This window comes from Azoarcus sp. KH32C (genome assembly GCF_000349945.1).
Lineage (GTDB): Bacteria > Pseudomonadota > Gammaproteobacteria > Burkholderiales > Rhodocyclaceae > Aromatoleum.
This window is the reverse complement of the sequence record NC_020516.1, coordinates 2,459,840-2,484,370: the sequence shown is the minus strand read 5'-3', so window position 1 is coordinate 2,484,370 and position 24,531 is coordinate 2,459,840. Positions and strand designations below refer to the sequence as shown.

The following is a 24,531-nucleotide window of genomic DNA, read 5'->3' as shown; positions in this document are numbered from 1 at the left end:
CTCCCTCATTGGTCTTCTGGCAAGGGGCCAAGGCGCCGGCCCGCCTTCAGGAAAGCGTCGATCTGGCTGACGAAGATCTCGGGCACGATGGGCTTCGAAAGGTAACCGTCGAAACCTGCGCGCAGCACCTTCACGCGATCGCCGGACATCGAAAATGCCGTGACCGCGATCACCGGCACCACATCGAAGGAGGCATCTTGCCGAAGCCGCCTGAGCACTTCGTAGCCGTCGACGACGGGCATCTGCAGGTCCGTGACGACGATGTCCGGTCTTTGCTGCTTGAGCAGCGCGAGCCCCTCCTCGCCGTCCTCTGCGGCAATCACCTCGTAGCCGCCGGTTTCCAGCAGGTAGGTCGCCAACTCCAAATTGGCCGGATTGTCTTCGATGAGGAGAATTCGAGCCCCCATGGTCATTGCTCCGGCAGAACCAGGGAAAACGTGCTGCCATCGCCGGCCGCACTGCGGACGAGGATCCGTCCGCCCAGTTTCTCCGCGAGCTTCTGGCTCAGATGAAGGCCCAGACCGGTGCCTTCGGCGATCTTTCCGCCCTTTTGCGTGATGCGGGAGAAGGGGGCGAAGAGCCTGCCCTGGTCCTCCTTGCTGATTCCGGCGCCACTATCCTGGACACTGATTTCCACTGCCGGCAGATCCCCGTCGCTCACCCGGCTAACCCGGACGTGGACGTAGCCCTGCTCGGTGAACTTGATCGCATTCTGGACGAGGTTGATGACGATCTGGCTCAGGGCGCGCTTGTCCGTGAGCAGCAGGCAGGGGCCGCGGTGCAGGTCGACGACGAATTGCAGCCCCTTGTTCTCGGCCTGCGGCCGCAACGTGGCCGCGATCTGTTCGATCACTACGTTGCAGTCCGTTGGCTCGCGCACCAATTCGATCTTGCCGGCCTCGATTTTTGCGACATCGAGCAGGTCGTTGATCAACGCCAGGAGGTGCTGCCCGCTGCCCTGAACGGTACGCAGCTGCTTTTCCTGCACGGGGTTGAGCGGGCCCGGCAGCTTCATCAGCAAGGTGCCGGTGAATCCGATGATCGCGTTGAGCGGGGTGCGCAATTCATGGCTCATGTTGGCGAGGAAGTGGTCCTTTGCGGCATTGGCGTTCGCGAGCTCCATGTTCTTTTCCTGCAACGCCTTCTCGAAACGCTTGCGTTCGGTGATGTCGCGGATCGCACTCGATACAAGGGTCCCCTCCTCCATTTCGAGCGGACTCAGGCTGATCTCGACCGGAAACTCGTCTCCGCCCTTGCGGCGGCCGTAGAGCTCGAGCCCGACGCCCATCGGGCGCACACGCGGATCGTTGAAGAAGGAAGTCCGGTGCCCGGGGTGCTGGAAGCGGTAGCGCTCCGGCAGAAGCATTTCGATCGGGTTACCGATCATTTCGTCACGTGCGTACCCGAACAGCCGTTCGGCCTGCGAATTGACCAGCACGATCTGCCCGTTCCGGCCGACGATCACGATCGCGTCCGGTGCGGATTCGAGCAGCCCGCGGAATTTTTCCTCGGCTTTCTTGCGCCCGCTGATGTCGCGGATCGCGCTCATCACGAGCGTGCCCTCCTCCGTGTTCAGCGGACTCAGGCTGATTTCGACCGGAAATTCGGTGCCGTCCCGGCGCAGTCCGTAGAGTTCGAGCCCCATGCCCATCGTGCGCGTGCGCAATTGGCTGAAATAGTTCGAGCGATGCGCCACGTGGCCGCCACGGAAGCGCTCCGGCAGCAGGGTCTCGATCGCATTGCCTTTCAGCGTGCCCTCCGGATAGCGGAACATGGTTTCGGCCTGGCTATTGGAGAAGACGATGCGACCGGCGGCGTTGACCATCACGATGCCATCGGGCATCGACTCGAGCAGCTCGCGGTAGCGCGCTTCGACGAGCTTTGCGTCGCGCATCACCTTCAACTGCGTGACGTCCTTCTTGACCATCAGGATGCAGTCGATTCCCGTGCCCTCGTCGCGCACGATCTTCCCGGAGATCGAAACGTACACCAGCGAGCCGTCCTTGCGCCGACGCAGGGATTCGACCGTGGCAAATCCCTTCTCGGCCGCCTCGCGCAACAAGGCCCGCTCTTCATTTACGCGTTCCGGAGGGACGAGCAGATCGATCAGCGAACGGTTCCGAACTTCGTCGGCCTTGAAGCCGAAGATGCGTTCGGCACCCTTGTTCCAGTGAATGATGACCCCTTCGGGCGTGACGAACATGAGTGCATCGGGAGATTCATCAAAAAAGAGCCTGCAAACGTCGATCGTCATGCCCTCTCCGGAAGAATGCGTTGCTGCCGAATCCCGCGCTCGCCCCTCACGGGATGAAATTTGTGTGCAGCTTCATGACGTCTATATAGCAAAACGGCAAGCAATAGCCAAGTGTTTTTGTCAGGTATTACCCCTGCTTGGGGTGTGGATTTGAATGACGGGTCAGCTGGAAATCGGTTCCAGATCCGAGGCAGCGCGCAATGACACCACCGCAGATGAGCGTCGCGGCAAGCTTTTCTCCGCGATCCGATAGCAAGGATGCACGTGCGGCTCGGGAATGCCGTAGACATCGCGCAGAATCTCGGACAATGCCGCAAGCAGCTGAGGTCTCGTGATGCACACCCGCTCAGTCGTCATGCCAAAACGCTTATAAAGTAGATGAAGACGTTCGCCGGGCTGATGCGAGGGGCCAGCGCCACACACCGGCGAGCGATATTTCAGGGGTACCTCCCTGAAGCCGGCTCGAAGGAAGACCGGGGCCGAATCGTCGCCACATTCAATGAACCATCCCTCGGCGCGCGTCCCGTCGCGCATCATCCGTTTTTCGATGCGCGACATGACAAGGTGAAGCAGGCCGCATCCTCGCATCGACTCCCCGAGTGCGATGTAGCCACCGAAGCCGGCAGAGGGCAGCGTGAAGAAGCTCGCCATCCCCGCGATCTTGCCCCCGTCCGCAGCACGCAAGGCCCACAAGTGATAGCGCGGCCCGCCCGCTCGCGCATTGGCGAGGGCATGCTCGAATTGCTCAGGCGGCACGATGCGTTCGGGGAATGGGAAGACGTCGCGGAGCAATGCCAGGGCTTCGTCGAATGCCTGGCCGCGCTCGCCGATCTCCTCGATGACGAAATCGCGCACGGCATCATGACCGACGTAATGCTGCAACGGCTGCCAGGCGATACGACGCTGCCGCGTCAGAAAGGCGGCCATGTCGCGAAAGCTTGTGTCCCGCTCCGGTTGGTCGATGCGCATGGCCCAGCGGAGGTATTCGGCGACGACGAGCTCCACCCACGCGGCGGATACGCCGGTCTTCGGGACGGGACGAAAGAGGCGCGCGATCAGCAACAGGCAGCCGACCGGCGCCTGCCCGGCCGACAGGGCGGGCTGGACATAGGGGAAGCGGAGCACGCCGAAGCCCCATCGTCCCCACAGCTCCGCACGCCGAAAGGGATCGAGGTTGTCCGGCGTCGGCGGGCGCACGAAGGGATCGTTCATTTCGGCAACGACCGCCGCGAGCCGCTTTCCGCAGCGCTCCCGGGCGTCGGTGCGCAATATCCGCAGCGCTTCGTCGAGCAGCGCGCGGCCGATTCCGGCGCGTCGCTGCGCAGCGTCGACGAACACGAATTCGACGACGCCGGCATTAGGGGCCGCGAGATAGTCGAAAACGATGCCGCCGACCGCCGCTCCCTCCACTTCGGCGATCACGATGTGATAGTTGTTCTGGCCGTACCAGCCCTCGTCCTTCAGGCGCAGGTAGCGGCGCATGTTGGCGAGGGATTCGCGCTCGTCGGGATCCGGGAATTCGCGCACGTAGTTGTCGCGGTAGAAGCGCGTGAGTGCAGCAAGGCCGGCGCGCGAGGCGTCGATTTCGCGAAAGCGCAGGCCGGCGGGACGGCGCGCCACGTCAGCGCCTCGTTTTCTGCTGCTGGACTTCGTCGATGTAGTTGAAATAGTCGGCGACCAGCTCGGGCAGATGGCAGGACGAGTAGTAGCCGGCCAGGCCCCAGGGACGGCTGGCGGGGTTTTCTGCCTTGTCCGGGACGGCGATGGCTGCGGCAAAATCCCGGTCCGTCTCGGCCGCAAGACGCGCCTTCAGCAGGCCGGGCAGCGGTTCGCCCGAGGGGTAGCGCACTTCGCAGTCGCAGCCCGAGTAGTCCGAGCTGCAGACGAGATGGAAGCGGATGCCCTTTGCGACGTCCTCCGGGTCGAAGCATTCGTCGCGTCGTTCCCAGAGCTGTCGCAGCAGCTGCAAAGCATTCTCGACCAGTGTGCGACGCTGGAAATGGAGCGCTGCAGGGTCGGCGATATTGGCGTGGACGAACACCGGCAGCAGCTCTTCCCACAGACGTGCATCGCGCACGCGGACGCGTTGCGCGGGCTTTTCGGGCCAGGGCGGATAGTGCTTGTGGCGCAGCAGCTGCGGGCCGACGGAGGGGTCGGCGGGATCGGGTATCGACACCGTCACGAGGAACATCATCCACAGGTAGGCCGAAAAATAGACGCGCGGCTCGTCGACCTCCCGGTCGACCTGTTCGAGCTGCAACACGAGACCGTCGGAATGATGGGCGTGCCCCGGGCCGTCCCCGCACCACAGGCTCGCCTGCGCCGGGGCCATCGGATACTTGCGCGACTGCCGGTCGTCCTCGACGTCGTCGCGGTCGAGTTCCTCGACGATGTCGAGCTCCCCGCTTTCGTCCGGCACTTCGCCGTCGTCGTCGGCGCCCTCCTGGCCGAGGAATTGCGGGCCCCAGCGCAGTCGCCCGGTGATCTGCATGAGCTTGGCGCTGCGCCCCTGCAGGCCGAGCCCGGCGACGAGGGGGTCGAGGGTTAGCGGGCAGCCGCCCGTATCGGATTCGAGTTCGACGAGCGGCAGGGAGTTGTTCTCGTCGCCGTAGCCGTACTGGTAGGCGAACTTGCCTTCCCACTGCGCGCAACGGCAGATCGGGATGCTGGGGCCCCAGACCAGCCAGCAGTTCCATTGCGAGGCCTGCAGGCTTTCGAAGGTGCCGGAGCGGATTTTCGGATTGGGGATCGAGTGCTGGTAGGCGTTGAGCACCGGCCGCCAGTCGTCGTCGAAGTGCGACAGCAGCCCTGCGACGAGGAACTGCGGGGCGACGAAGCCGAGCTTCACACGAATTCGGGCGAGCGTCGCGAGCGGCTCGTGTCCAAGGCGTTCGCGGTTCCCGAAATAGCACTCCCACAGCGCCTCGCGTTCGCGCGCGAGCATGAAGAACAGGGAATTGACGTCGATGAGGCTAGAGGCGAAGTCGCCGGTCTTCGCGCCGCGCTTGAGCTCGGCGGCGAGCCGGCGGGCCGTTTCGCTGTCGTCGAGGCCGTCCAGCGTCGCTTGCAGCGCTTGCGGCGAGGTCGGCTCATCGGAGCGCAAGAGCTGGTACTCGACGAAGAGGCACACGGCGTTGAACAGGGCCTCGCCCGACAGCCCGCAAAAACTCCCGAGCCGCTCGACGATCTGTGCAGCGAATGCCGCGCGCTCGCCCTCCCTCACTTGCTGCAGCAGGACGTCGGACAGGAGCGCCGCGGCGGTCTCCACGTGCGGGTCCTTCGAGGCGGTCTTTGCGGCGCCGTTCGCCGTCACCGTCTCGACGACGGCCGCGGAGCTCGCAGCCTCCTTCAGGATGACGGCGATCTCGTCCATCAGGTCGCCGAACTGTCGATTGACCGCAACCGAATTCACTCCGCCGAATTCCGCCAGCGCGCGATCGCCACGCGGCCGGACCTCGTGTGACTGCAGCCAGCCGATCGTCTTCCAGCCGCAAGGCATGACGAGAATGGGGATGACGGGCAATCCGTGCTGGCGCCGCGCGAGCAGTTTCGGCAGTTCGGTATTGCGGATGAAGTCGGAGTCGAGGAAATCCTTGCTGATCAGCAGGATCGCGAGGTCTGCCGCGGCGAGCGCGTCTTCGATCTCCTTTAGCCACGCCTTGCCTGCGCGAATCCGGTGGCGATCGACCCAGACGGAGACCCCGAACGGGTCCTGCAGGCTGCCCAGGTGCTTGGCGAGGGCTTCGCACCAGGCTTCGTCCTCGTGGCTGTAGCTGATGAAGACATGCGTGCTTTGGCTCATCGGCTTCTCCCCGCACGGTCACGTGCCCATGTGATCACGATAGACCACATTGCGGGGACTGCCGGGAGCGCGGTGTTGCGGCCGACCCAACACCGCTTGCGCGAGCTGTTTGCCCTCGCCCACCCGTTTCGTCCCAGTCAGTGGTGCCGATCAGGCTGGGTGAGAATCTAAAAATGTTTTTCTATTTATTTTTCAATAGTTTATCAATTTTAGCGAGCGCACCGGAAATCCTGGCACGGTCTCTGCGATAGGAGAAGCGAGCAAGCGAAAATGCTCGAAGCAACACCACCCAACCAGAGTTGAACCCAAGGAGAACTACCATGAACACCCTGATGATCAATGACCTGCCGATGACCGAAGAACTGGGCCGCAAGGCGATGGCCGAAGTGCGCGGCGGCATGCTGTACGGCTTCCCCTACTACTGGGGCGGCTATGTCGACGCCTCCACGAAGAACTCGTCCTTCGACGCCCTGCAGCAGATCAATCAGGGCCAGAGCGTGGCGACGAACGTCGGCAACAACGTCGCAGTGCTGGGCGGCTTCGCCTCGCCGTCGGTGCCGGTGACCGCGACACAGAACGCCGACATCTCGAACCACGTCAATTTCTGAACGTGACCGGATCGGGTGGAGGCCAGGCGGCCTCCGCCCATTGAACACCAACCGAGGAGCAATACCATGTCGTCAATCATGATCAGCGATCTGGCCCTGGAAAAGGAACTCGACGAAGGCGCAATGGCTGCCGTTCGTGGAGGCGCGCTGGGCCCTGTCGCTGCCCTTCCCTTCGCAAACGTGTCGGTCAATGTCGGCATCAACCAGACGATCGCGCAACTGCAGAGCATCCAGGTCAACGCACTGAACAACATCGGTGTGATCGGAGCCGATTTCGGCCTCGAACTGGGCCTGAACCCGATGCAATCGGTGAATGCGGGCATCACGGTGTAGGACAGGGAGGCCGGCGGCCTCCCTCCCCTGCTCACGCAGACCGCGCCGAGCCGTCAGGGGGTGCCGAGCCGGTGACCTATACTGAATCGTTCGACGATTCCCCTCCAACCCCACAACCCGTCAGGAACCCGCCATGGCCACTATCGTCATCAAGGATTTGCCCGAAAACATGGATCTCGACCGCCAGGCGATGCAGGCGATCACGGGCGGCGCCCGTCTGCGCGGGCGCCCTGGTGTCACGGTCCGCGCCTTGCCGCGCGACTTGCGGATCGCGCCGCAGGCCGCAAAGCGCCCTCCGGTGATGAGCACGCTGTTCAAATAAGCGTTCGCGCATCCCTCCGCCACAGAATCACGGGAGACCCATCATGCCCACGATCGCCATCCACGACCTCCCTATGGACAGTGCACTGGACCGCAAGGCCTTGGCCGCCATCAAGGGCGGCGGCGCGCCGTGGGTGTTCGGCTGGATCCGCCCGTTCGTCGAAGCACGCCCGAGCTTCGGGCCGTCGATCAACTTCTACCAGATCAACAACAACTTCTTCGCCGACCAGATGGTCAACCAGTTCCAGGTCATCGACGTTACGAACACTGCCGCCAACTCGACGATCGGCGTCGGCGTCGATGCCACCGGCGGTGCGCTGAAGCAGCAGTAGTCCGGCCGGCGCTCCGGGGCGCGGCATGGCACTGCCGGGCCCGCCGCGGAACGTCAGGTCACGTTCGGAGGGAGCCCCGTGACCAGTGCAAATCAGATTCGCTGGACCTCGGCCGCACGTTGCCATGTCGGACTCGTGCGCGAGATCAACGAGGACGCCTTTCTCGACCGGCCCGAGCGTGCGCTGTGGGCGGTCGCCGACGGCATGGGCGGGCATGAGGCCGGCGATCTCGCGAGCGCGATGGTGGTGTCGGCGCTCGACAGCATCGATCCGCAGGCCGGTCTTCCGGAGCTGGTCACCGCCGCGCGCGACCAGCTGAAGGACGTCAATCGCCGGCTTCGCGGCGAAGCGCTGTTGCGCGACGTCAATATCATCGGCAGCACCGTGGTCGTGCTCACCGCCCGGGCGCGTTCCTGCAGCTACCTGTGGGCCGGCGACAGCCGCCTCTATCTCCTCCGCCACGGCCGCCTCACGCTGCTCACGCACGATCACAGCCAGGCCGAGCAATTCCGCTGGCGCGATCATTCGCAGGACGCGGAAGCGGCGCAGCCGGGTCACAACCTGATCACCCGTGCGGTGGGCGGACTCGATACGCTGGAGCTCGACGAGGGGACGGTGACGGTCGGCGACGGCGACATTTTCCTGCTATGCAGCGACGGGCTGACCAACCAGGTGAGCGAGCAGGACATTGCGAACGTGCTGCTGCGCAGCGACTGCGGCACGGCGGCGGAGATGCTGATCAAGCTCGCGCTGAAAAGCGGCGGACGCGACAACATCACAGCCGTGGTGGTGCGCGCGGAAGACCCCGACTGCTCCGACATGACGGTTTTGAATCCGGGTCTGTGACTCCTCAGCCTTGTGGGTCGCCGGGCGATGCGTTTCCCTTGCGGAAGTCCTTGGAACGGATGCCGTGCTTCTTCAGCAGGGTCTGCAGGTGCGAGCGGTTCATGTCGCAGCGGCGGGCAAGTTCCGCGACAGTTCCGCCCACTTCCTGCAAGCCGCGCTCAAGGAACTGCTTTTCGGCCTCGTCGCTCGCGACGCGCTTCGCGTCACTGAGCGAGCTCGCGATCGGGACGATGCCCGGCTCGCTGACCGGGGCCGGCGCCGCCGACACGGGGCGAATGTCGGGCGGCAGATGCTCCAAGTCGGCCGTCTCGCCGGCGAGGCAGGACAGCCGGTAGATCAGGTTGCGCAGTTCGCGGATGTTGCCGGGGTAGGCATAGCGGAGCAGGAAGTCGCGCAGACGCGGCGCCATCTTGATCGGGCGGCGCTTGAGCGACTCGGCCGCCTCGTCGCCGAAGAACGCGAACAGCAGCGGGATCTCGTCACGACGCTCGCGCAGGGGTGGCAGCGTCAGGTGGATGACGCTGAGGCGGTAGAACAGGTCTTCGCGAAAAATGCCCTGCTCGCTCAGGCGGCGCAGGTTGCGGTTGGTCGCGGCGACGATGCGGGTGTCGACGGCGATCGGCTGGTCCGAGCCGACACGCTGGATCTCGTGCGATTCGAGCACGCGCAGCAGCTTCACCTGGCCGGGCAGCGGCAGCTCGCCGATCTCGTCGAGGAAGATCGTGCCGGTGTGGGCGCTTTCGAACTTGCCCTTGCGGTCGCTGACGGCCCCCGTGAACGCGCCCTTGCGATGGCCGAAGAGTTCGGATTCGAGCAGGTTGTCGGGGATCGCGCCGCAGTTGACCGAGATGTAGGGCTTGTCGGGCCGGGAGCCGTTGGCGTGGATGACCTTCGCCATCAGCTCCTTGCCGGTGCCGCTTTCGCCGTCGATCAGCACCGGCAGGTCGGTCGGCGCGGCCTTTTCGGCGATCTCCAGCGCTTCGAGCAGTTGCGGATTGTCGCCGAAGGCGCCTTCGAACACGAAGCTGCGGTCGAGCAGCGCACGCCGCCGTGCGCCCGGCGCCAGATCGACGGGCGCGGCTTCCGTAGCCGCCGCCTTCACGAAGCGCTCCTTGTGCGAGAGCTGCATCGCCTCGTCGCGCAACGCGTTCGCCTGGCGCAGGAGCTTTTCGATCTCCGGGCGTCCGAGGTTGGTCGCCCAGCGCAGCGTCGAGCGCAGGATCTCGATCTTCTCGAGCAATCCCGCGTAGGAGATCGCCGAACTGCCGCGCGCGCTCGGGGGGAGGATCTTCATGCCGCCGCCAGCTGCTTCTGCACCAGTTGGTAATACATGCCGCGGCGCTCGACGAGCTCGTCGTGCTTGCCCTGTTCGACGATCGCGCCTTCGTACAGCACGAGGATCTTGTCGGCCCGCATGATCGTCGACAGCCGGTGGGCGATGACGACCGCCGTGCGGCCTTTGAGGATCTCGCTCATGTTCCCCATGATGTTGCTCTCGGACTGCGTGTCGAGCGCCGAGGTGGCCTCGTCGAACACGAGCAGCCGCGGGTCGTGGTACAGCGCGCGGGCGATGCACAGGCGCTGGATCTGCCCGCCCGACAGCCCCATGCCGCGCTCGCCGACGATCTGCTCGTAGCCCAGCGGCAGCTTGCGGATGAAGGCGTGCGCGTCGGCCATCTTGGCGACTTCCTCGATCCGGCGGCGGTTCGGCGCCTCGTCGCCGCTCGCGATGTTCTCGGCGATCGTGCCCGAGAACAGCAGGTTGCTCTGCATCACGTAGCCGACCTGGGCGCGGTAATACTCCTTGTCGATCACGTTCATGTCGTAGCCATCGACAACGAGCCGGCCCTCGCTCGGCGGGTAGAAGCCGACGAGCAGCTTCGCGAGCGTCGTCTTTCCCGAGCCGCTGCGGCCGACGATCGCGACGAGTTCGCCGGGCTCGATACTGAAGCTGATGTTCTCCAGCACGTAGGGCGTCTCGCCCCCTTCGTAGCGGAAATAGACGCCTTCGAGGCTGATCCGGCCCTGCAGCTCCGGCAACACAACACGCGAGGCGACGTCCTCGGGGCGCTGTTCGGGTTCGATGTCGAGCACGTCGCCGAGCCGTTCCATCGCGACGCCCGCGTCATTGACCTGGCCCCACAACGCGACGAGCCCCATCAGCGGCGCGAGCACGCTGCCCATCAGGGCGTTGAACGCCATCAGCTGGCCGACCGTCAGTTCGTGTGCCAGCACTTGGCTCGCCCCGACCCACAGGATCGCGATCGTCGTCGCCGCGTTGAGCAACTGGCTGATCAGGCCGACCAGCACGTTGAACATCTGCGCGCGGTATTGCACCTGCAGCGCCTTGACGTATTTCTTCTCCCACTTCAGGCGCACCGGCCGCTCGATGCCCATGCCCTTGATCGTCTCGACGCCGCCCAGCGCCTCCATCAGGAAGGACTTCGCGTCCGTCGCGGTGCTGAACACCTCGCGCGCGTAGTTCTTGATCTTCGGCGTCACGATGACCGTCAGCGCCATGATCGGGATGACGAAGGCGATCAGCAGCAGCGTCATCCTCACGTTGTAGAGGAAGAGGATGCTGAAGTAGATGAAGACCATCATCAGGTTCAGCACCGTCGTCACCGTCGACTCGGTGAGGAAGGCGCGGATGGTCTGGTTTTCCTGGAAGCGCGCGAAGATGTCGCCGGTCTTGCGCTTGGCGAAAAAGGAGAACGGCAGCGACAGCGTGTGCTTGAAGAACTGCGACATCATCATGAAGTCCATGTTGCGGACCATGAAGTTCGCGAGGAAGGCGCGGATCGTCGACACGAGCTGGGTCGAGATGTTGGTGATGATCAAGCCGGTGATCAGCAGGTGCAGCAGGCTCACGTTCTCGTGGACGATCACCCCGTCGAGAATGTTCTGGATGATCATCGGCGGCGCGATACCGAGCACCTGGATCACGAAGGTCGCCATCACGAGGTGGGCGAGGATCTTCTTGTATGGGCGCAGGTAGCCGACGAAGCGGATCCAGGGCGAGCGCGAGGCGGCGAGCTGCGCGAGGTTCTGGCTCGGCGTGAACACGAGGCAGGTGCCGCTCCAACCGCGCTCGAAGTCCTCGACGGCGATCTGCCGGAAGCCCAGGGCCGGGTCCGCGACCCACACCTGCTTCTTCGACACGCCATAGACGACGATGTAGTGGTAGCCCTCCCAGTGCGCGATGAAGGGCAGCTCGAAGCCGAGCAGCGCGTCGAAGGTGCATTGCACGCCGCGCGTCGTGAAACCGAGCGATTCTCCGGCGCGCGCGAGACTGTCGAGCGTCGCCCCCTGCGTCGTGACGTTGGCGAGCTCGCGCAGCTTGCCGAGCGTCATCGGGATGTCGTAATGACGGCAGATCATCGCCAGACAGGCCGCGCCGCAGTCCATCTCCTCGGCCTGCTCGACAAGCGGGAAGCGCTTGATCACGCGCTCGCCGAGTTCCGGCTTGGACTCCAGGTCGAGCATCACGCGCAGGTTGCGACGCTCGCCGAGCTTCTTCTGGCGCTCCAGTTCGCGTTCGAGATTGCGGATGCGCTCCTCGAAGAATTCGCGCAGCTTGGGATTGCGTTCGAGGATCTGCTGGATCGACTTCTCGGGGACGACCAGCAGCGTGGTCTCGACCGTCGCGATCGCGGACGCCATCTGTTCCTGCCGCATCAGGCAAGCCTTTTCGCCGAAGATCTCGCCCTGCCCCAGCGTCGCGAGCGTGTAGTCGTTGCCCTGCTCGTTGCGGACGAGCCGCACTTCGCCGTGGCGCACGACATAGAGCCGCCGATCCTCGCGCCCGTCCTGTTTCAGTATCTCGCGTCCCGCCGCAATGCGCTTGACGCCGACGCTCCGCACGAGCTCTTCCAGCTCCGCCTTGTCGACCTTGCCGCGCAGATCGAAGAGCCGCGCGACGACACCGCCGGCCGCACCGATCGCGACGAAGCTCGTCACGAAAGACTGTGCAGCCTGGTTGCGCGCGATGATCGGCTCGATCGCCTTGCGCGGCACGAGCAGCACCTCAACCTTGCCCGAGGCGCGTGCGGAAAACTCGTGGCGGTAGTCGCGCAGCATCGCCATCTCGGCGACCACTTCGCCTGCCTTGCGCACACCGAGACTCGTTTCCTTGCCGTGTTCCTCGGCGAAGACACGCACCGAGCCGGAGCGGATCACGAACACGCCCTCGGCCGGATCGCCCGCCTTGCATACCGTTTCGCCGAACGCGAAGAAGCGCGATTCGCAGTGCTCGGCGAGCTCTTCGAGCTCCTCACGCTTGAAGGGCGCAAACAGCTCGACCGAAGACAGGAAATCGGCAAGGGATTCCAGGTTCTGCGCGGCGTCCATGGCGGCTCAGGTCCCCGTTCAGCGCACTTCGACAATGTGTTCCTGCGCCCGCGCGGCAATCCAGGCCTCGCGTAGCAGGCGCCGGATCTCGGCCGCAGTGTCCTCGTCGAGCCGGGCGGGATTCTTTGCGTTGACGAGGAAGATCTCGTAGAAGGACTTGTCCGGCGCCGCGAAAGGCCCGAGCAGGTCGCCGGTCGCGGCGTTGAAGACCTTGGCCTCGATCTCGGTCTTGAGCGAGCCGCGCAGCACCGTGCCGATGTAGCCGCCCTGCTCCCGCGTATCCGCGATCGAGTGCTCGCGCGCGAGCTCGCCGAAGCTGTCGGGGTCATCCTCCAGCAGCGACATCATCTCCTTTGCCTGCCCCTCGTTCTCGAGCACGATATGGCTCACCTCGATGCTGTCGAATCGCGGCGAATTGAGCTGGAAGTACTCCTCCACCGCGCGGTCGCTGCAGACGCGCTGCATCATCTTTTCCTGGTACAACCCGTCGACGATGAAGGTCTCGAACTCGTCGAGCGTCACCCCTAGCGCATCGAGATAGCGATTCATGTCGGCCGCGCGGTGCAGGCCCAGCACGCGGCGGAACTGGTCGGCGCGCTCCTGGATCTCTTCGGCCGCGAGCTCGACGCCCTGCTTCTTCGCGGCATGCACGGCGAGCCTGTCCCGGACGATCTCGTCGACGAGACCTTCGAAGCGTCCCGTGAGCTTCAGGATGCGGATGAACTCCTCGGTGCCGATGCTTTCATCGTCGATTCGCACGATCGCGGTCATGTCTGTGCTCCTTGTCGTTTGCCGTCGCTCAGTCTCGTCTATCAGCCGCCGATCTGCCGGAACGGATCGAGCGCGAGGTCGATCACGCGGCGCTCGCGCACGACGATCTCGGCCAGTGCCGTCATCCCGTAGCGCACGGGGTACTGCGCGTCCCCAACCTGGTAATGGTCGCGTTCGAGCGTGACGTGACCCTCGTAGACCGGCTCCTTCGTCTTGCCCGATGGTGAGGTCGCGGGCGAGATGTATTCGAGCGTGCCATTGATCAACCCATAGCGCTGGTATGGAAAAGCGCTGAACTTCAGCTTCACCGGCAGACCTTCGCGCAGGAAGGCGCGGTCGCGCTCTGCGATTTCCATCTTGAGCACGGCGCGCGCGTCCTTCGGCGCAATGCCCCCGAGCGGCGCGTTCGACTGCACCTTGTCGCCGGGCTGAGTCGTGCTGACGTCCGTGATGACACCCGACACGGGAGCGAGGATCAGCAGGAAGTTGTCCTTGTCGATGTTCTCGAAGCGGATCCGCTCGGCCGCATTGGCCGCCAGCCGTGCGGTCTGCAGTTGCAGGCGCACCTTGTCCTCCTCGTTCGTGACGTCGCGCGAGGCCGCGTCGTACTGCAGGCGCAGCCGGGTCAGCTCCTGGTCGCTGCCTTCGAGTTCGGCGGTCGTCTTGGACATTTCCTGGCTCAGCCGCACGTCCAGCTCGCCGAGCTTCGATTGCGCCGCGCGGAAACTGTTTTCGGCCGTCAGATAGGCCGTCCGCTTCGATTCGACCTGCAGCTCCGACACGCCGCCCCCGCCGGGCAGCGCAAAAAGGCGTTCGAACTTGTCCAACTCGAGCTTCGCTGCATCGCGGGCCCGCTTGGCGCTGTCAAGTTCGCTGCGCACCTGCTGGACTTGCGCCCGCTGCCCTTCGGCAACCTTGCTGGTCCCTTCGGCGATGCGCTTCTCGTGCACATGCAGCGCGACCTCGATCTGCTGCTTCAGTGCGGCGGCCTTGCGTTCGAGCAGCGCCTTGCGTTCGGGAAACTGCTTCCATTCCCGTTCGGCGTCTTCGAGCTTGAGTTGCGCTTCGAGCGCGTGGGTCGCTGCCTCGACCGCCCCGCGCGCATTAAGGCGGGCGAGGACGTCACCTTTCGACACCGGCTGACCCGGTTCCATGTAGATGTTCGCCAGTTCGCCGTCGATCGGCGCATAGACGCGCCGCACCTCAGACTCGGGCGCAAGCACGCCGCCAGCGGTCACGACCACGTCGGCGCGGCCGATGAAGGACCACAGCAGGCCGACAACCACCATGCCGAGCATCACGACGATCAGCCACAGCCCGAAACGACCAGGCTCCGCGGTCAGGATCTCGACGCCTTCCGCGCTATGGTCGGCGAGGAGGTCGGTCAGAGCTTTAAGGTGACTTTCGTTCTTCATCGCTCCGACCTCCGATCAGTGCCAGCTTGGCCTTGAGCACGCCGGGCTCCAGCACCGCCTGCAGCTCCTGCAGCGAACGCCGCTGCAGCTCCGTCTCGGTATCGAGCTCGTCCCCCAGCTTGGTCCATTGCTCGGCGACATCGGCGTTGAGCACCTTGTAGATGCGCACTGCCTGCTGCATGTCGGCACGCGCGTCGGCAAGCAGCCGCGCCTGCGCGCGAAACTTCGGTGAAATGCCCGATTCGAGCCGGTTCTCGCCGACGATCGCTCCCGCCGCGTGATACTGACGCCAAAGCGTGAGCGCATGATTTCCGAGCTCATTCGCACGCGCCAACGCCCGGTCGCGATACGCGCGGACATCCGCCTCCGTCGCATGCACAAACCAGGCGTCCTCGTCGGCATCGAGCATGCCGTAGAAGGCGAGGAGCTTCTCTTCGTACCCCTTGCCCCCCCGCGCCGCCTGCAATTCCTTGAACTGCTGCTGCACGGCTTTCCGGTGTTCGAGCTGCATCGCCACCAAGTCCGACCACGGCCCGCCCGAAATCTGCTGCAAGCCGGCGAAGGCCTGCTCCGCATTGCCGTCTCGCCACGCCTTGGTGGCGTTCCGGTAGCCGGCGATGACATCCGTAGCCGGCAAGCGCGTCGCCGCGAGTTTTGCGAATTGCTCTTGGAATGGCGGCGTCGAGAACTTCACCTTGTCGAGCAAGGCGACCAGCGGACCCAGGCGGCGCGACCGGACGGCTCTGTCGAGCGCGGCGTACTGACGCAGGTCCTCGCGCAGCCGATCGAGTCCCGCCAAGCGCGGGTATTTGTCACCATAGTCGTTCAGGACTTCATCGAGCGCCTGCGGGTTGTCCTGCCCCAGTTCGGTCGCGATGCTGGCATTGAGCCGATCGATCGCGGCGAGATAGACCGATTCGTCGCTTTCCAGCTTGCGCAGGTGCGTCAGCGCCTCGGCATACGCGTCCTTGAACGCCGGCACGTATGCCCCGATCAGCGCGAGCGCTCGCTGGTGCGCCTTCGGGTCGTCGTTCCAGCGCTGCAGCACTGCCTTGATCTTGCCCTCGTCCTCGTAGATCCGGATCGGTGCCTCGGATCCGCCCCGCGCTGTGATGAACTGCTCGAGCCCGGCGATCCAATCCAGCTCGCCGAGCAGCGCCAGCGCATCGGCGTTGTGACCGGCCTGCGTCTTCATATCGGTCAGCACGCCCCCCGCTGCGCCGAAGTTGCCGGCTTTCAGGGCCTCAATCCATGCAGGCATCTTCGCCTTGAGCAGAGCTTCCGTCCCGAGCGTCTTCATCGCCGCATCGTCCGGATGGCTCGCGAGATACTCGTCCGCAAGCTTCATCGCCTGCGCATGCTCGCCCTCGGCGATCAGATCCTTGATGTCGCGTTCCGTGGAGCCGACCTGGTAGAGCGCAGTCGCCGCCACGACCAGCAGCACCAAGCCGCCCAGCCCCCAACGCATCGCACGCTTTCCTGCGCCGGCCTCGCCACTTGCGAACGCCTTGCGCAATTCATATGCGAGATGCGCTGCGCGGCCACGCCTGCGCTCGGCTGCCGGATCGGGAATCTCCACGCCGGTCGGCACCGCTTCGTCGTTGATCTCGTCCTGCACGGGTGCGGGGTCGGCGCAGAAGATGTCGAGGAAGGAGTCGGCCGCGGCGACGAAGGTCGTCCGGTCCGAATTGGCAGCGTCCGCGGACGGGGGCGGCACGAACTTGGTGAGCGTCGGTTCGACCTCGGCTTCGCGCTGCAGGCTGACGGTATAGACGAAGAAGCTGCCGGCGAATCCGAGCACGTCGCCCTCGTGCAGCTCGACCGCGCGCTCGTCGAGCCGCGTGCCGTTCACGAAGCTGCCATTGGTGCTGCCGAGATCCTCGACGAAGGGCGCCCCGCCTTTCAAGAAGAGGTGCGCGTGCCGCCGCGACAGGTAGTTCACCTGGTGCGGGCTCGCCTCCTTGTAGCGCGCGAACTGCTCGTCGGCCTTGCTGATCAGGAAGGGGAAGCGCTCGACGACGATCGGCTGCAGCCCGAGATCGTCCCGCTGCGGCGTCAGCGTCAGGCTCAGCAGCGTTCCGCCGCGACGCGGCTTCGCCTTGCGCGCGGTGATGCGCACGCTGTATGCGAGCGTGCCACCCAGCCGGAGCTCGTCGCGGTCGTACAGCCGGCAAGGCTTGTCCTGCACGGCGACGCCGTTGACGCTCGTGCCGTTCTTGCTGCCCAGGTCGGCGACATACAGCGCACCTCCTTCCCAAAAGATGCGCGCGTGACGACGCGACAGCTCCGCGACGAGCTCGCGGTCGTAGGTCGCGAACGGCGGTTCGTTGCGCCCGATCGCGAACAGGTTCTCCTCGATGAGGATTTCGCCCAGTTCCGGGTGCGACTTGGGCTTCAGCCGAACACTGAACTCCTGCTCGGCCCCGGCCTGCATCTCGGCGGAAAAGGCTTCGTCAGCGGACATCTTCCGGCACCATCGTCATGCTTGCGCCTCGATTAGTTGCAATTGCGTGCCTCTGTTGCGTGCTCAGTTGCGTGCCTCAGTTCCGTGCATTGGCGACGTCCACTACCGGCCAGCCGCCGCCGAGCGCCTTGTAGAGAACCACGGTGTCGGACAGGATCTGCTGGTGGTTCGCGAGCAACGCGAGCTGCGCCGCGAGAAGCGTGCGCTCGGTCTCGAAGACTTCGAGCTGCGATACCACCCCTTCCTTCAGTTGCGCCTGCGTCTGCGCCGACACGATCTTCAGCTGCTCGATCTGCTGCTGCAATTCCGTCCGCTGCTGCTTGTGGGCATCCAGATTGACGAGCGCGTTCTCGACCTCCTCGAAGGCGCCGATCACGACGCGCTGGTAGTCGTGCTCCGCAACCTTGATCTGCGCTTCGCTCGTCTTCACGCGTGCCTTCACGCTCGGGTCCAGCAACGGGATGTTGATGCTCGGAAGGAATCCGAACGTAAAGGACTTCAGCAGATCGCCAAGGGCAAAGCTCGATGTGCCGCCGCGCCCCGTGAGACTGATCGTCGGCAATTGCGCGAGCTTGGCCTGGCCGACGAGGTCGTGGGCTTCGAGCACGCGGAATTCGGCCGCGACAATGTCAGGGCGCCGCTCCAACAGCGCTGACGGCAATCCCGCCGGCACCGGCGGCAATTGCACCCTGTCCTGCAAGCGGCCGACCGGCACCTTGAAGTCGCCCGCCGCCACGCCGACCAGGGTCGCGAGCGCGTTGGCGGCCAGATCACGCGACCGGCGCTGCTCGATCAGGTCGTGATTCAGCTTGTTGATCTCGGCACGCTGGCGCAGCACCTGCGTGTTGGGCACCAGCCCGTTCTTGAACATCGCCTCGTAAGTCGCGAGGATTTCCTTGTTCTTCGCCAACGCACGCTGCTGCTGCCCGATCTGCTCATCCAGTTGCAGGATCTGGAAGTAAGTCGTCGACACATCCGACACGAGCTTCAGGTAGCCCGCCCGCCAGTCGGCCTCGGTGGCGTGATACTCGGCCGTCTGCGCCTGTACGCCCTTCTCGACCTTGCCCCAGATGTCGATATCCCAGTTCACCTGAGTCCCGAGGTTGTACTGCCGCGTCAGCTTCTGCCCGGTGCTCTTCTCGAAGCTCGCCCCGGCGCCGAAATCCGCCGTCGGCAGCGCCCCCGCACGGGCTTCGCCGATCTGGGCACTGGCGACCTGGATGCGCGCGGCGAGCACCTTGACGTCGAAGTTGCCGGCGATCGCCTTCGCGACGAGTTGGTCCAGGTAGGGATCGCCGAAGGCCCGCCACCAGTCCGGCGCAATCGTGTCGGCGGCCGACACGGCCGGTTTCGACCACGTCGCCTTCGCCGGCGCCTCGGGCCGCTGGTATTCCGTTAGATGCACATCGGCGCAGCCCCCGAGAAGCAGGCCCCACGCCGCAATGCCGACCGCGAACGCTCGCGCGAACGCGGAAGACGGCTTGCGTTCGGCAAACCGTTCCGCAAACAATTCGCACGGCTCGATCGGTTTCATCACACCCTCTCTTTGCTGACACGCGGCCTAGGCCGCCGTCCATACCTTCGATTCGACAAACACGCGGAACAGCCGCGAATCGATCCGCCCCGCCCGGCTTTCCGCGTCCAGCAACTCCAGCGCCTGTTCCACCGGCACCGCCTTCTTGTACGGACGGTCGCCCGCCGTGAGCGCGTCGTAGATGTCGCAGATCGTCAGGATTCGCGTCTGCATGCCGATCTGCGCGCCGGTCAATCCCATCGGATAGCCCGACCCGTCCAGCTTCTCGTGATGCCCGTGCGCGATCGCCGGAACGCCGGCGAGGTCATGCGTCCACGGAATCAGGATGAGGAAGGAATACGTGTCCGCGACGTGAGATTCGATCTGCTTCCGCTCCTCGGCGGTCAGGCAGCCTTTCGACACGCCCAACGCCAGATATTCGTGCGCTTCCAGCAAGGGAGCGACGGCGCCATTCCTGTCCCTGTAGGTATAGTCGAGAATCGCATCCAGCTCGCGGGAAGCCGCGGTGTAAGAAATTGCGGGCTCGTTGGCGTGCCGGATCGCGACGAGGAATTCGTCCAGGCGCGCGAATTCCGCCTGCAATGCCGCCTCGATGCGCTGCTTTTCCTCACGAAACGCCGCCGTACCCAGATCCTGTTCGCACTGCCGCTCGACGAGCTGCCGATAGGCCTCCCGCTCCAGGCAGGAGCATGCATACTTGAAGCGCTGCTCGAGCAGGCGCATGTCGGCGTGGTGCAGCTTCTTCTCCTTGCGCAGCACGTGCTCGCGCACGCCGACCTTGCCGAAATCATGCAGTAGCGCCGCGTAACGGATCTCGCGCAGCTGATCGTTCGTGAACACGATGTGCCGCACTTCCGGGCCATCGGCGCGATCCACCGCTCGGGCGAACGCCTCGGCGTAATGCGCCACGCGGAAGGAGTGCCCTGCCGTCACCGGATCGCGCTCCTCGATTGCCTGCACCGAGGCGCAGACGAAGCCTTCCAGCAGACGTTCGATATCCGAATACAACTGGAAATTCTTCAGCGCCACCGCTGCTTCGGCGCAAACGCCGGTCAGCATCTCGAGGTCGTCGCCCCTGAACGCATACGGGTCGGACGAGGTATCAACCTGGATCAGGCCCAGCACTTCGCCTTCAAGCAGCAAGGGCACGCACATCACGCTGCGGATCGCCTGGTCGACGATCGACTCCTGCGACCCGAAGTGCCGGTCGGCGAGCGTATCCACCGACAGGACCGACTGCTTCTTCTCCATCACCTCATTGACGATCGTGCGCGATATGCGCAGCCGCGCACCGCTCTCGATCCGACCGTCGCGGCGCCGTGCAGCAACCTGGACCGGCTCCTCGCCGCGCTCCTTGCGCAGGAGGATGAAGGCGCGCTCGGCGAGCGGAAAGAGCTCGAAGATCAGGTTCATGATCTTCTCGGTCAGCGTCTCCGAATTCTTCACCGCACCAATCGCGATGCCGACCTGCGCCATCGCGTGGAGCTTGCGGATCGTCGCCTCCGCATCCCCGTGCGCCGCGTCGGGCGGCGTCCACAGCGACTGCGCATACATCGTCGCGTCCATCCGGTGCTGGATCACGCTCGGCTGGCTTTCGGCAGGCGCCGCGAGCAGCGAGTGGAAGACGATGTGCGCCGAGGACAGCGTCAGTTCGTCACCGTCATGCAGCGGATGCCAGGCCCCGGGCTGCAGACGCTTGCCGAGCACGAAGGTGCCGTTGAACGAATGCAGGTCCTCGACGAAATAGGCACCGCCGCGCAGGCGGATGCGGGCGTGGCGTCGGCTGACCGTGTGTTCGGGAATGCAGAGAAAACGATCCGAGGCCAACGAGTCCTGCGGATCCCGGCCGATGACCACCTCTTCTTGAAGGGGGAAGACGGTGCCCGCGTCGGTCACTTCCAGGTAAGCCATCACTGGATTCGCGGACTCGGGAACGATCCTTGTGTCTTGCATTCCCCCTCCCCCCGCGCTTGCCGGACGTGGACAGAAAATTCCATTGAACTTCGACATTGGACGAGGGGGCCGGTTCCGGTTCGCTGCCTGCAGCGGAGGCTCATGCCGCCGCCGCAGGCGGGGAGTCATCAGAAGTGCACGTCGTTGGCGATCGTGCCGTTCTGCGTCGCAGTCACCGGGACCGAGGGGCTGGCGAAGCCGCCCAGCACCGCGACGTTGTTGCCGACGTTCGTCCCGACGGTCTGCCCCTGGTTGATCTGTTGCAGGGCGTTGAAAGACGAGTTCTTCACGGACGCGTCGGTGTAGCCGCCCCAGTAGAAGGGGACGAAGGGCATGTCGAGCGTCATCCCGCCGCGCACGGCGCTCATGCTCTTGGCGCTCAGTTCTTCGCTCATCGGGAGGTCGTTGATCATCAGGGTGGTGGTCATGGCAGTTCTCCGGTTGGGTCGATCAGGAATCGGTGGATCAGAAATTCACGTTGTTGCTGATGCTGGCGTTCTGCGTCGCAGTCACCGGCACCGACGGGGAGGCGAAACCGCCAAGCACCGCGACGTTGTTGCCGACATTGGTCGCGACGTTCTGCCCCTGGTTGATCTGCTGCAGGGCGTTGAAGGACTCGTTCTTCACCGAGGCGTCGGTGTAACCGCCCCAATAGAAGGGGGCGAAGGGCATGCCGTAAATCATCCCGCCGCGTACCGCGCCCATGCTCTTGGCGCTCAGTTCTTCGCTCATCGGGAGGTCGTTGATCATCAGGGTGCTCATGGCAGTTCTCCGGTTGGGGTCGATCAGAAATCGATGGATCAGAAATTCACGTTGTTGCTGATGCTGGCGTTCTGCGTCGCAGTCACCGGCACCGACGGGGAGGCGAAACCGCCAAGCACCGCGACGTTGTTGCCGACGTTGGTCGTGACGCTTTGGCCCTGGTTGATCAGTTGCGCGGCGTTGAACGAGGAGTCCTTGCTGGACAGGTCGGCGTAGCCGTACCAGGGGTACAGCGGGTAGATGGCGAGCATTCCGCCGCGCACATCGCCCATCGCCTTGCGGTCCAGTTCTTCGGTCATCGGCAGGTCATTGATCTTCAGGGTTTCCATGGCAGTTCTCCTTGGGGTGATTCACTGATTTGGGATTTGCTTCGAGCACTTTCGCCGCGCTCGAGACACCTATCGCAGAGACCGTGCCAGCCTTTGATCAAGGCGCACCAAAAATACACAACATATTGAAAACGCTGAGTTTTATAAATTAACGCCGGATTCCAGGCCATTGCGCTCGCCCGGCAGCGAGAGGAACCGATGGGCGGCGCCCAACAGATTTCCGAAAAGCTGTCTGCCCGACAGCAACACCCTGCCCCGCAGCCGCGCCGACAATCGCTCTAGCACACGCCAGCCCGTACCAAGCCCATCGATATGGGCTATATTTTTCTTGGAAGCTCCGATTCGGCATTGCCGCGCGGCAATGCCGCCCCAACCGAGGGGAAGTGCATGGCAAGTCTGTCGCACGCGATTCACGCCTTTCACGCCGGGGGACTGTCACCCAACGAGTTCTTCGCGCAGGTCGACCGCGCGTTGGCTTCCGAGAAGACCGACTACACGCAGCTTCTCGAAGTGCTCAGCGAGGAACACACCAAGTTTCCGCTCCCGGCCGACGTCTATGCCGAGGTGCATCGACGCATCGAAAACCTCGCTGAACCGCAGCCGGGGCCGGCCAAGCTTGACCAGACGCGCATGCTCGTCACGCCCGAGCCCCATCTTGCGGTCGAAAGCGATTCCGGCCACACCTTGCCGGATTCCGATCCCGAGCGGCTGAAAGGCGTCGGCGAAACGATCAAGGGCCGCTTCCGGCTCGAGGAATGCGTCGGCTTCGGCGGCATGGGCACGGTGTACAAGGCACTGGATCTGCGAAAGCTCGAAGCGTCCGACCGCAACCCGTACATCGCCATCAAGATCCTGAACGTCCAGTTCCGTGGGCATCCGAAATCGCTGATCGCCCTGCAGCGCGAAGCGAAGAAGGCGCAGACGCTGGCGCACCCGAACATCGTCACCGTGTACGACTTCGACCGCGACGGCCCGATGGTCTTCCTGACGATGGAATACCTCTGCGGCAAGCCCTTGAGCCGTCTGCTGCACTCGCAGGATTTCAAGGGCTTGCGCTACCCGGATGCGTTGAAGATCATCACCGGCATGGCCAATGCGCTCGCCTACGCGCATGAGCGCGGCTTCGTGCACTGCGACTTCAAGCCCGCAAACGTCTTCCTGACGGACAGCGGTCAGGTGAAGATCATCGACTTCGGCATCGCACGCGTCTTCCGCAAGTCCGAGGAAGAAACCGAAGCCACGGTCTTCGATGCCGGCAGTCTGGGCGGCCTGACGCCCGCCTACGCGAGCCCGGAGATCCTCGAGCACCGCGAACCGGACCCGCGCGACGACATCTACGCGCTGGCCTGCATCACCTACGAACTGTTGACCGGCACGCATCCCTTCGGGCGCGTACCGGCCACCCAGGCACGCGATGCCGGCCTGAAGCCGCAACGCCCGAAAAACCTGCCTTCGATGCAGTGGCGGGCCTTGCGGAGCGGCTTGTCATTCGACCGCCAGTCGCGCACGCCTACCGTCACGGAGTTTCTCCGGGGCATGCGGGGCGAGCGCAGCGTTGGAATGCCGGTCGCAATGGGTATGGCCAGCCTCATAACGATCGCGCTCGCAGCGGCGCTGTTCGCCTACCTCCGGGAATCGCCGGAGAGCCCGGTCAGTCCGGCAACACCGGAGAAACCGGCAACAGCGCCAGCCGCGAGCACACCGAAGGAGGAAGGGCCCGCTCCGGCGGCCACGGCACCCGCGCCCGCCCCTGCGGCACCCCCTCCGGTCCCGACGCTTTCGCTGTCGGGGGTGACGCCGGTGCTCGCACAGGTGCCCTGCTCGGCACTGACCGCATCGGTCAGCGAACACACGCTCCAGGTCCAGGGCTTCCTTCCCGAACGCGTCGGCGCTGCGCGACTGAAGAAGGATTTGAGCGCGATTCCGGGCGTCACGACGCTGAACGCCGAGTTGCAGGAAGTCTCCGACGACAAGTGCGGCGTCATCGAAGCGCTCGCGCCCTACTGGGTCCGCAACCGGCAAAGCGGCCGTCTGGCCTCGATCCGGATGCATGCCACGGGCGGCGTGCTGACCGAGGGCGATTCGCTCGTCGCCGACATCACGACGCCCGGCTACGAGTCCTATGTCTACGTGGATTACCAGGTACTGGACGGCAGCGTCGTCCACCTTGTCCCGAGCAGCCGATCGAAAGCCAATCAGGCGCCGCCGAACTACACTGCCACCATCGGCACGCTGGCGGGATGGACGATCTCCAAGCCCTTCGGCACCGAGATGATCGTCCTGCTGATTACCCCCGTACCGCTTTTCGATGGGCTGCGTCCGGCGTCCGAATCCAGACCGGACTACCTGCGCGCCGTCGATCAGCGGTTGCGGGACATCGCAGCGAAGTACGGCCAGGACCGCATCTCCGCCGATTTCGTCCAGATCACGACGAAGCCGCGCGGGCGCTGAACAACG

20 protein-coding genes are annotated in these 24,531 nt (G+C 64.5%); 6 read left to right on the top strand and 14 right to left on the bottom strand.

All coding sequences use genetic code 11. The features are described from left to right. Positions 1-5: 5 nt before the first annotated feature. From AZKH_RS10810 to AZKH_RS26325, 4 genes are all read right to left on the bottom strand, one after another. Entirely contained in the window at positions 6-407 is a 402-nt protein-coding gene (locus tag AZKH_RS10810; RefSeq protein ID WP_015435808.1) for a response regulator, read from the bottom strand. A gap of 2 nt (positions 408-409) precedes the next feature. Beyond that, positions 410-2,254, bottom strand: coding sequence for a PAS domain S-box protein (locus AZKH_RS10805; RefSeq protein WP_015435807.1), 1,845 nt, complete (start codon positions 2,252-2,254; stop codon positions 410-412). A 162-nt stretch (positions 2,255-2,416) separates the two neighbouring features. Next, positions 2,417-3,874 (bottom strand): GNAT family N-acetyltransferase, encoded by a 1,458-nt coding sequence (locus AZKH_RS10800; protein ID WP_015435806.1) that lies wholly within the window; start codon positions 3,872-3,874, stop codon positions 2,417-2,419. A 1-nt stretch (position 3,875) separates the two neighbouring features. Further along, positions 3,876-6,056, bottom strand: a complete 2,181-nt coding sequence (locus AZKH_RS26325; protein ID WP_015435805.1) for a toll/interleukin-1 receptor domain-containing protein — start codon at positions 6,054-6,056, stop codon at positions 3,876-3,878. Between the two features lie 320 nt (positions 6,057-6,376). Between AZKH_RS26325 and AZKH_RS10790 the strand changes: the two genes are divergently transcribed. The 5 genes from AZKH_RS10790 to AZKH_RS10770 all read left to right on the top strand — a co-directional run bounded on the left by AZKH_RS10790 (position 6,377) and on the right by AZKH_RS10770 (position 8,496). Beyond that, positions 6,377-6,664 (top strand): hypothetical protein, encoded by a 288-nt coding sequence (locus AZKH_RS10790; RefSeq protein ID WP_015435804.1) that lies wholly within the window; start codon positions 6,377-6,379, stop codon positions 6,662-6,664. A gap of 66 nt (positions 6,665-6,730) precedes the next feature. Beyond that, complete coding sequence (locus AZKH_RS10785; protein ID WP_015435803.1) at positions 6,731-6,997, top strand: hypothetical protein; 267 nt, start codon at positions 6,731-6,733, stop codon at positions 6,995-6,997. Positions 6,998-7,130: 133 nt separating this feature from the next. After that, positions 7,131-7,319, top strand: a complete 189-nt coding sequence (locus tag AZKH_RS10780) for a hypothetical protein (protein WP_015435802.1) — start codon at positions 7,131-7,133, stop codon at positions 7,317-7,319. A gap of 43 nt (positions 7,320-7,362) precedes the next feature. Further along, a complete protein-coding gene (locus AZKH_RS10775; RefSeq protein ID WP_015435801.1) occupies positions 7,363-7,650 on the top strand; it encodes a hypothetical protein in 288 nt (95 codons plus the stop codon). Positions 7,651-7,728: 78 nt separating this feature from the next. Then, positions 7,729-8,496: a PP2C family serine/threonine-protein phosphatase gene (locus AZKH_RS10770; protein ID WP_015435800.1), complete on the top strand. Its 768-nt coding sequence runs from the start codon at positions 7,729-7,731 to the stop codon at positions 8,494-8,496. Between the two features lie 4 nt (positions 8,497-8,500). Here the strand turns inward: AZKH_RS10770 and AZKH_RS10765 are convergent, their stop codons facing one another. The 10 genes from AZKH_RS10765 to AZKH_RS10720 form a co-directional block, all read right to left on the bottom strand. Beyond that, positions 8,501-9,790 carry a sigma-54-dependent Fis family transcriptional regulator gene (locus tag AZKH_RS10765; RefSeq protein WP_015435799.1) on the bottom strand — a complete coding sequence of 430 codons (1,290 nt, stop codon included), beginning with the start codon at positions 9,788-9,790 and terminating at the stop codon, positions 8,501-8,503. Then, positions 9,787-12,846 (bottom strand): peptidase domain-containing ABC transporter, encoded by a 3,060-nt coding sequence (locus AZKH_RS10760; RefSeq protein ID WP_015435798.1) that lies wholly within the window; start codon positions 12,844-12,846, stop codon positions 9,787-9,789. Before AZKH_RS10760 ends, AZKH_RS10765 begins: the two co-directional genes overlap by 4 nt. An 18-nt stretch (positions 12,847-12,864) precedes the next feature. Beyond that, positions 12,865-13,617, bottom strand: coding sequence for a peptidylprolyl isomerase (locus tag AZKH_RS10755; protein ID WP_015435797.1), 753 nt, complete (start codon positions 13,615-13,617; stop codon positions 12,865-12,867). Between the two features lie 41 nt (positions 13,618-13,658). Then, positions 13,659-15,032 (bottom strand): HlyD family efflux transporter periplasmic adaptor subunit, encoded by a 1,374-nt coding sequence (locus tag AZKH_RS10750; RefSeq protein WP_015435796.1) that lies wholly within the window; start codon positions 15,030-15,032, stop codon positions 13,659-13,661. After that, positions 15,010-17,496: an FHA domain-containing protein gene (locus AZKH_RS10745; RefSeq protein ID WP_015435795.1), complete on the bottom strand. Its 2,487-nt coding sequence runs from the start codon at positions 17,494-17,496 to the stop codon at positions 15,010-15,012. The genes AZKH_RS10750 and AZKH_RS10745 overlap by 23 nt, the downstream gene beginning before the upstream one ends. 76 nt (positions 17,497-17,572) lie before the next feature. Beyond that, the gene (locus AZKH_RS10740) at positions 17,573-19,030 is read right to left on the bottom strand and encodes an efflux transporter outer membrane subunit (RefSeq protein ID WP_015435794.1); all 1,458 of its coding nucleotides are present in this window, start codon (positions 19,028-19,030) and stop codon (positions 17,573-17,575) included. 27 nt (positions 19,031-19,057) lie between these two features. Then, positions 19,058-20,983 carry an HD domain-containing phosphohydrolase gene (locus tag AZKH_RS10735; protein WP_015435793.1) on the bottom strand — a complete coding sequence of 642 codons (1,926 nt, stop codon included), beginning with the start codon at positions 20,981-20,983 and terminating at the stop codon, positions 19,058-19,060. Between the two features lie 128 nt (positions 20,984-21,111). After that, positions 21,112-21,411, bottom strand: coding sequence for a hypothetical protein (locus AZKH_RS10730; RefSeq protein ID WP_015435792.1), 300 nt, complete (start codon positions 21,409-21,411; stop codon positions 21,112-21,114). 37 nt (positions 21,412-21,448) lie between these two features. Then, positions 21,449-21,745, bottom strand: coding sequence for a hypothetical protein (locus AZKH_RS10725; protein ID WP_015435791.1), 297 nt, complete (start codon positions 21,743-21,745; stop codon positions 21,449-21,451). 38 nt (positions 21,746-21,783) lie between these two features. Further along, positions 21,784-22,074 (bottom strand): hypothetical protein, encoded by a 291-nt coding sequence (locus AZKH_RS10720; protein WP_015435790.1) that lies wholly within the window; start codon positions 22,072-22,074, stop codon positions 21,784-21,786. Between the two features lie 387 nt (positions 22,075-22,461). On the opposite strand from AZKH_RS10720, the gene AZKH_RS10715 reads away from it, so the two are divergent. Further along, positions 22,462-24,525 carry a serine/threonine protein kinase gene (locus AZKH_RS10715; protein WP_015435789.1) on the top strand — a complete coding sequence of 688 codons (2,064 nt, stop codon included), beginning with the start codon at positions 22,462-22,464 and terminating at the stop codon, positions 24,523-24,525. Positions 24,526-24,531 lie beyond the last annotated feature (6 nt).

What these genes read in the sequence shown, in the direction of transcription:
- AZKH_RS10810 (WP_015435808.1), bottom strand. Translation starts at nt 407, where the DNA reads ATGGGGGCTCGAATTCTCCTCATCGAAGACAATCCGGCCAATTTGGAG.
- AZKH_RS10805 (WP_015435807.1), bottom strand. Translation starts at nt 2,254, where the DNA reads ATGACGATCGACGTTTGCAGGCTCTTTTTTGATGAATCTCCCGATGCA.
- AZKH_RS26325 (WP_015435805.1), bottom strand. Translation starts at nt 6,056, where the DNA reads ATGAGCCAAAGCACGCATGTCTTCATCAGCTACAGCCACGAGGACGAA.
- AZKH_RS10790 (WP_015435804.1), top strand. Translation starts at nt 6,377, where the DNA reads ATGAACACCCTGATGATCAATGACCTGCCGATGACCGAAGAACTGGGC.
- AZKH_RS10785 (WP_015435803.1), top strand. Translation starts at nt 6,731, where the DNA reads ATGTCGTCAATCATGATCAGCGATCTGGCCCTGGAAAAGGAACTCGAC.
- AZKH_RS10780 (WP_015435802.1), top strand. Translation starts at nt 7,131, where the DNA reads ATGGCCACTATCGTCATCAAGGATTTGCCCGAAAACATGGATCTCGAC.
- AZKH_RS10775 (WP_015435801.1), top strand. Translation starts at nt 7,363, where the DNA reads ATGCCCACGATCGCCATCCACGACCTCCCTATGGACAGTGCACTGGAC.
- AZKH_RS10765 (WP_015435799.1), bottom strand. Translation starts at nt 9,790, where the DNA reads ATGAAGATCCTCCCCCCGAGCGCGCGCGGCAGTTCGGCGATCTCCTAC.
- AZKH_RS10760 (WP_015435798.1), bottom strand. Translation starts at nt 12,846, where the DNA reads ATGGACGCCGCGCAGAACCTGGAATCCCTTGCCGATTTCCTGTCTTCG.
- AZKH_RS10755 (WP_015435797.1), bottom strand. Translation starts at nt 13,617, where the DNA reads ATGACCGCGATCGTGCGAATCGACGATGAAAGCATCGGCACCGAGGAG.
- AZKH_RS10750 (WP_015435796.1), bottom strand. Translation starts at nt 15,032, where the DNA reads ATGAAGAACGAAAGTCACCTTAAAGCTCTGACCGACCTCCTCGCCGAC.
- AZKH_RS10745 (WP_015435795.1), bottom strand. Translation starts at nt 17,496, where the DNA reads ATGTCCGCTGACGAAGCCTTTTCCGCCGAGATGCAGGCCGGGGCCGAG.
- AZKH_RS10740 (WP_015435794.1), bottom strand. Translation starts at nt 19,030, where the DNA reads ATGAAACCGATCGAGCCGTGCGAATTGTTTGCGGAACGGTTTGCCGAA.
- AZKH_RS10735 (WP_015435793.1), bottom strand. Translation starts at nt 20,983, where the DNA reads ATGCAAGACACAAGGATCGTTCCCGAGTCCGCGAATCCAGTGATGGCT.
- AZKH_RS10730 (WP_015435792.1), bottom strand. Translation starts at nt 21,411, where the DNA reads ATGACCACCACCCTGATGATCAACGACCTCCCGATGAGCGAAGAACTG.
- AZKH_RS10725 (WP_015435791.1), bottom strand. Translation starts at nt 21,745, where the DNA reads ATGAGCACCCTGATGATCAACGACCTCCCGATGAGCGAAGAACTGAGC.
- AZKH_RS10720 (WP_015435790.1), bottom strand. Translation starts at nt 22,074, where the DNA reads ATGGAAACCCTGAAGATCAATGACCTGCCGATGACCGAAGAACTGGAC.
- AZKH_RS10715 (WP_015435789.1), top strand. Translation starts at nt 22,462, where the DNA reads ATGGCAAGTCTGTCGCACGCGATTCACGCCTTTCACGCCGGGGGACTG.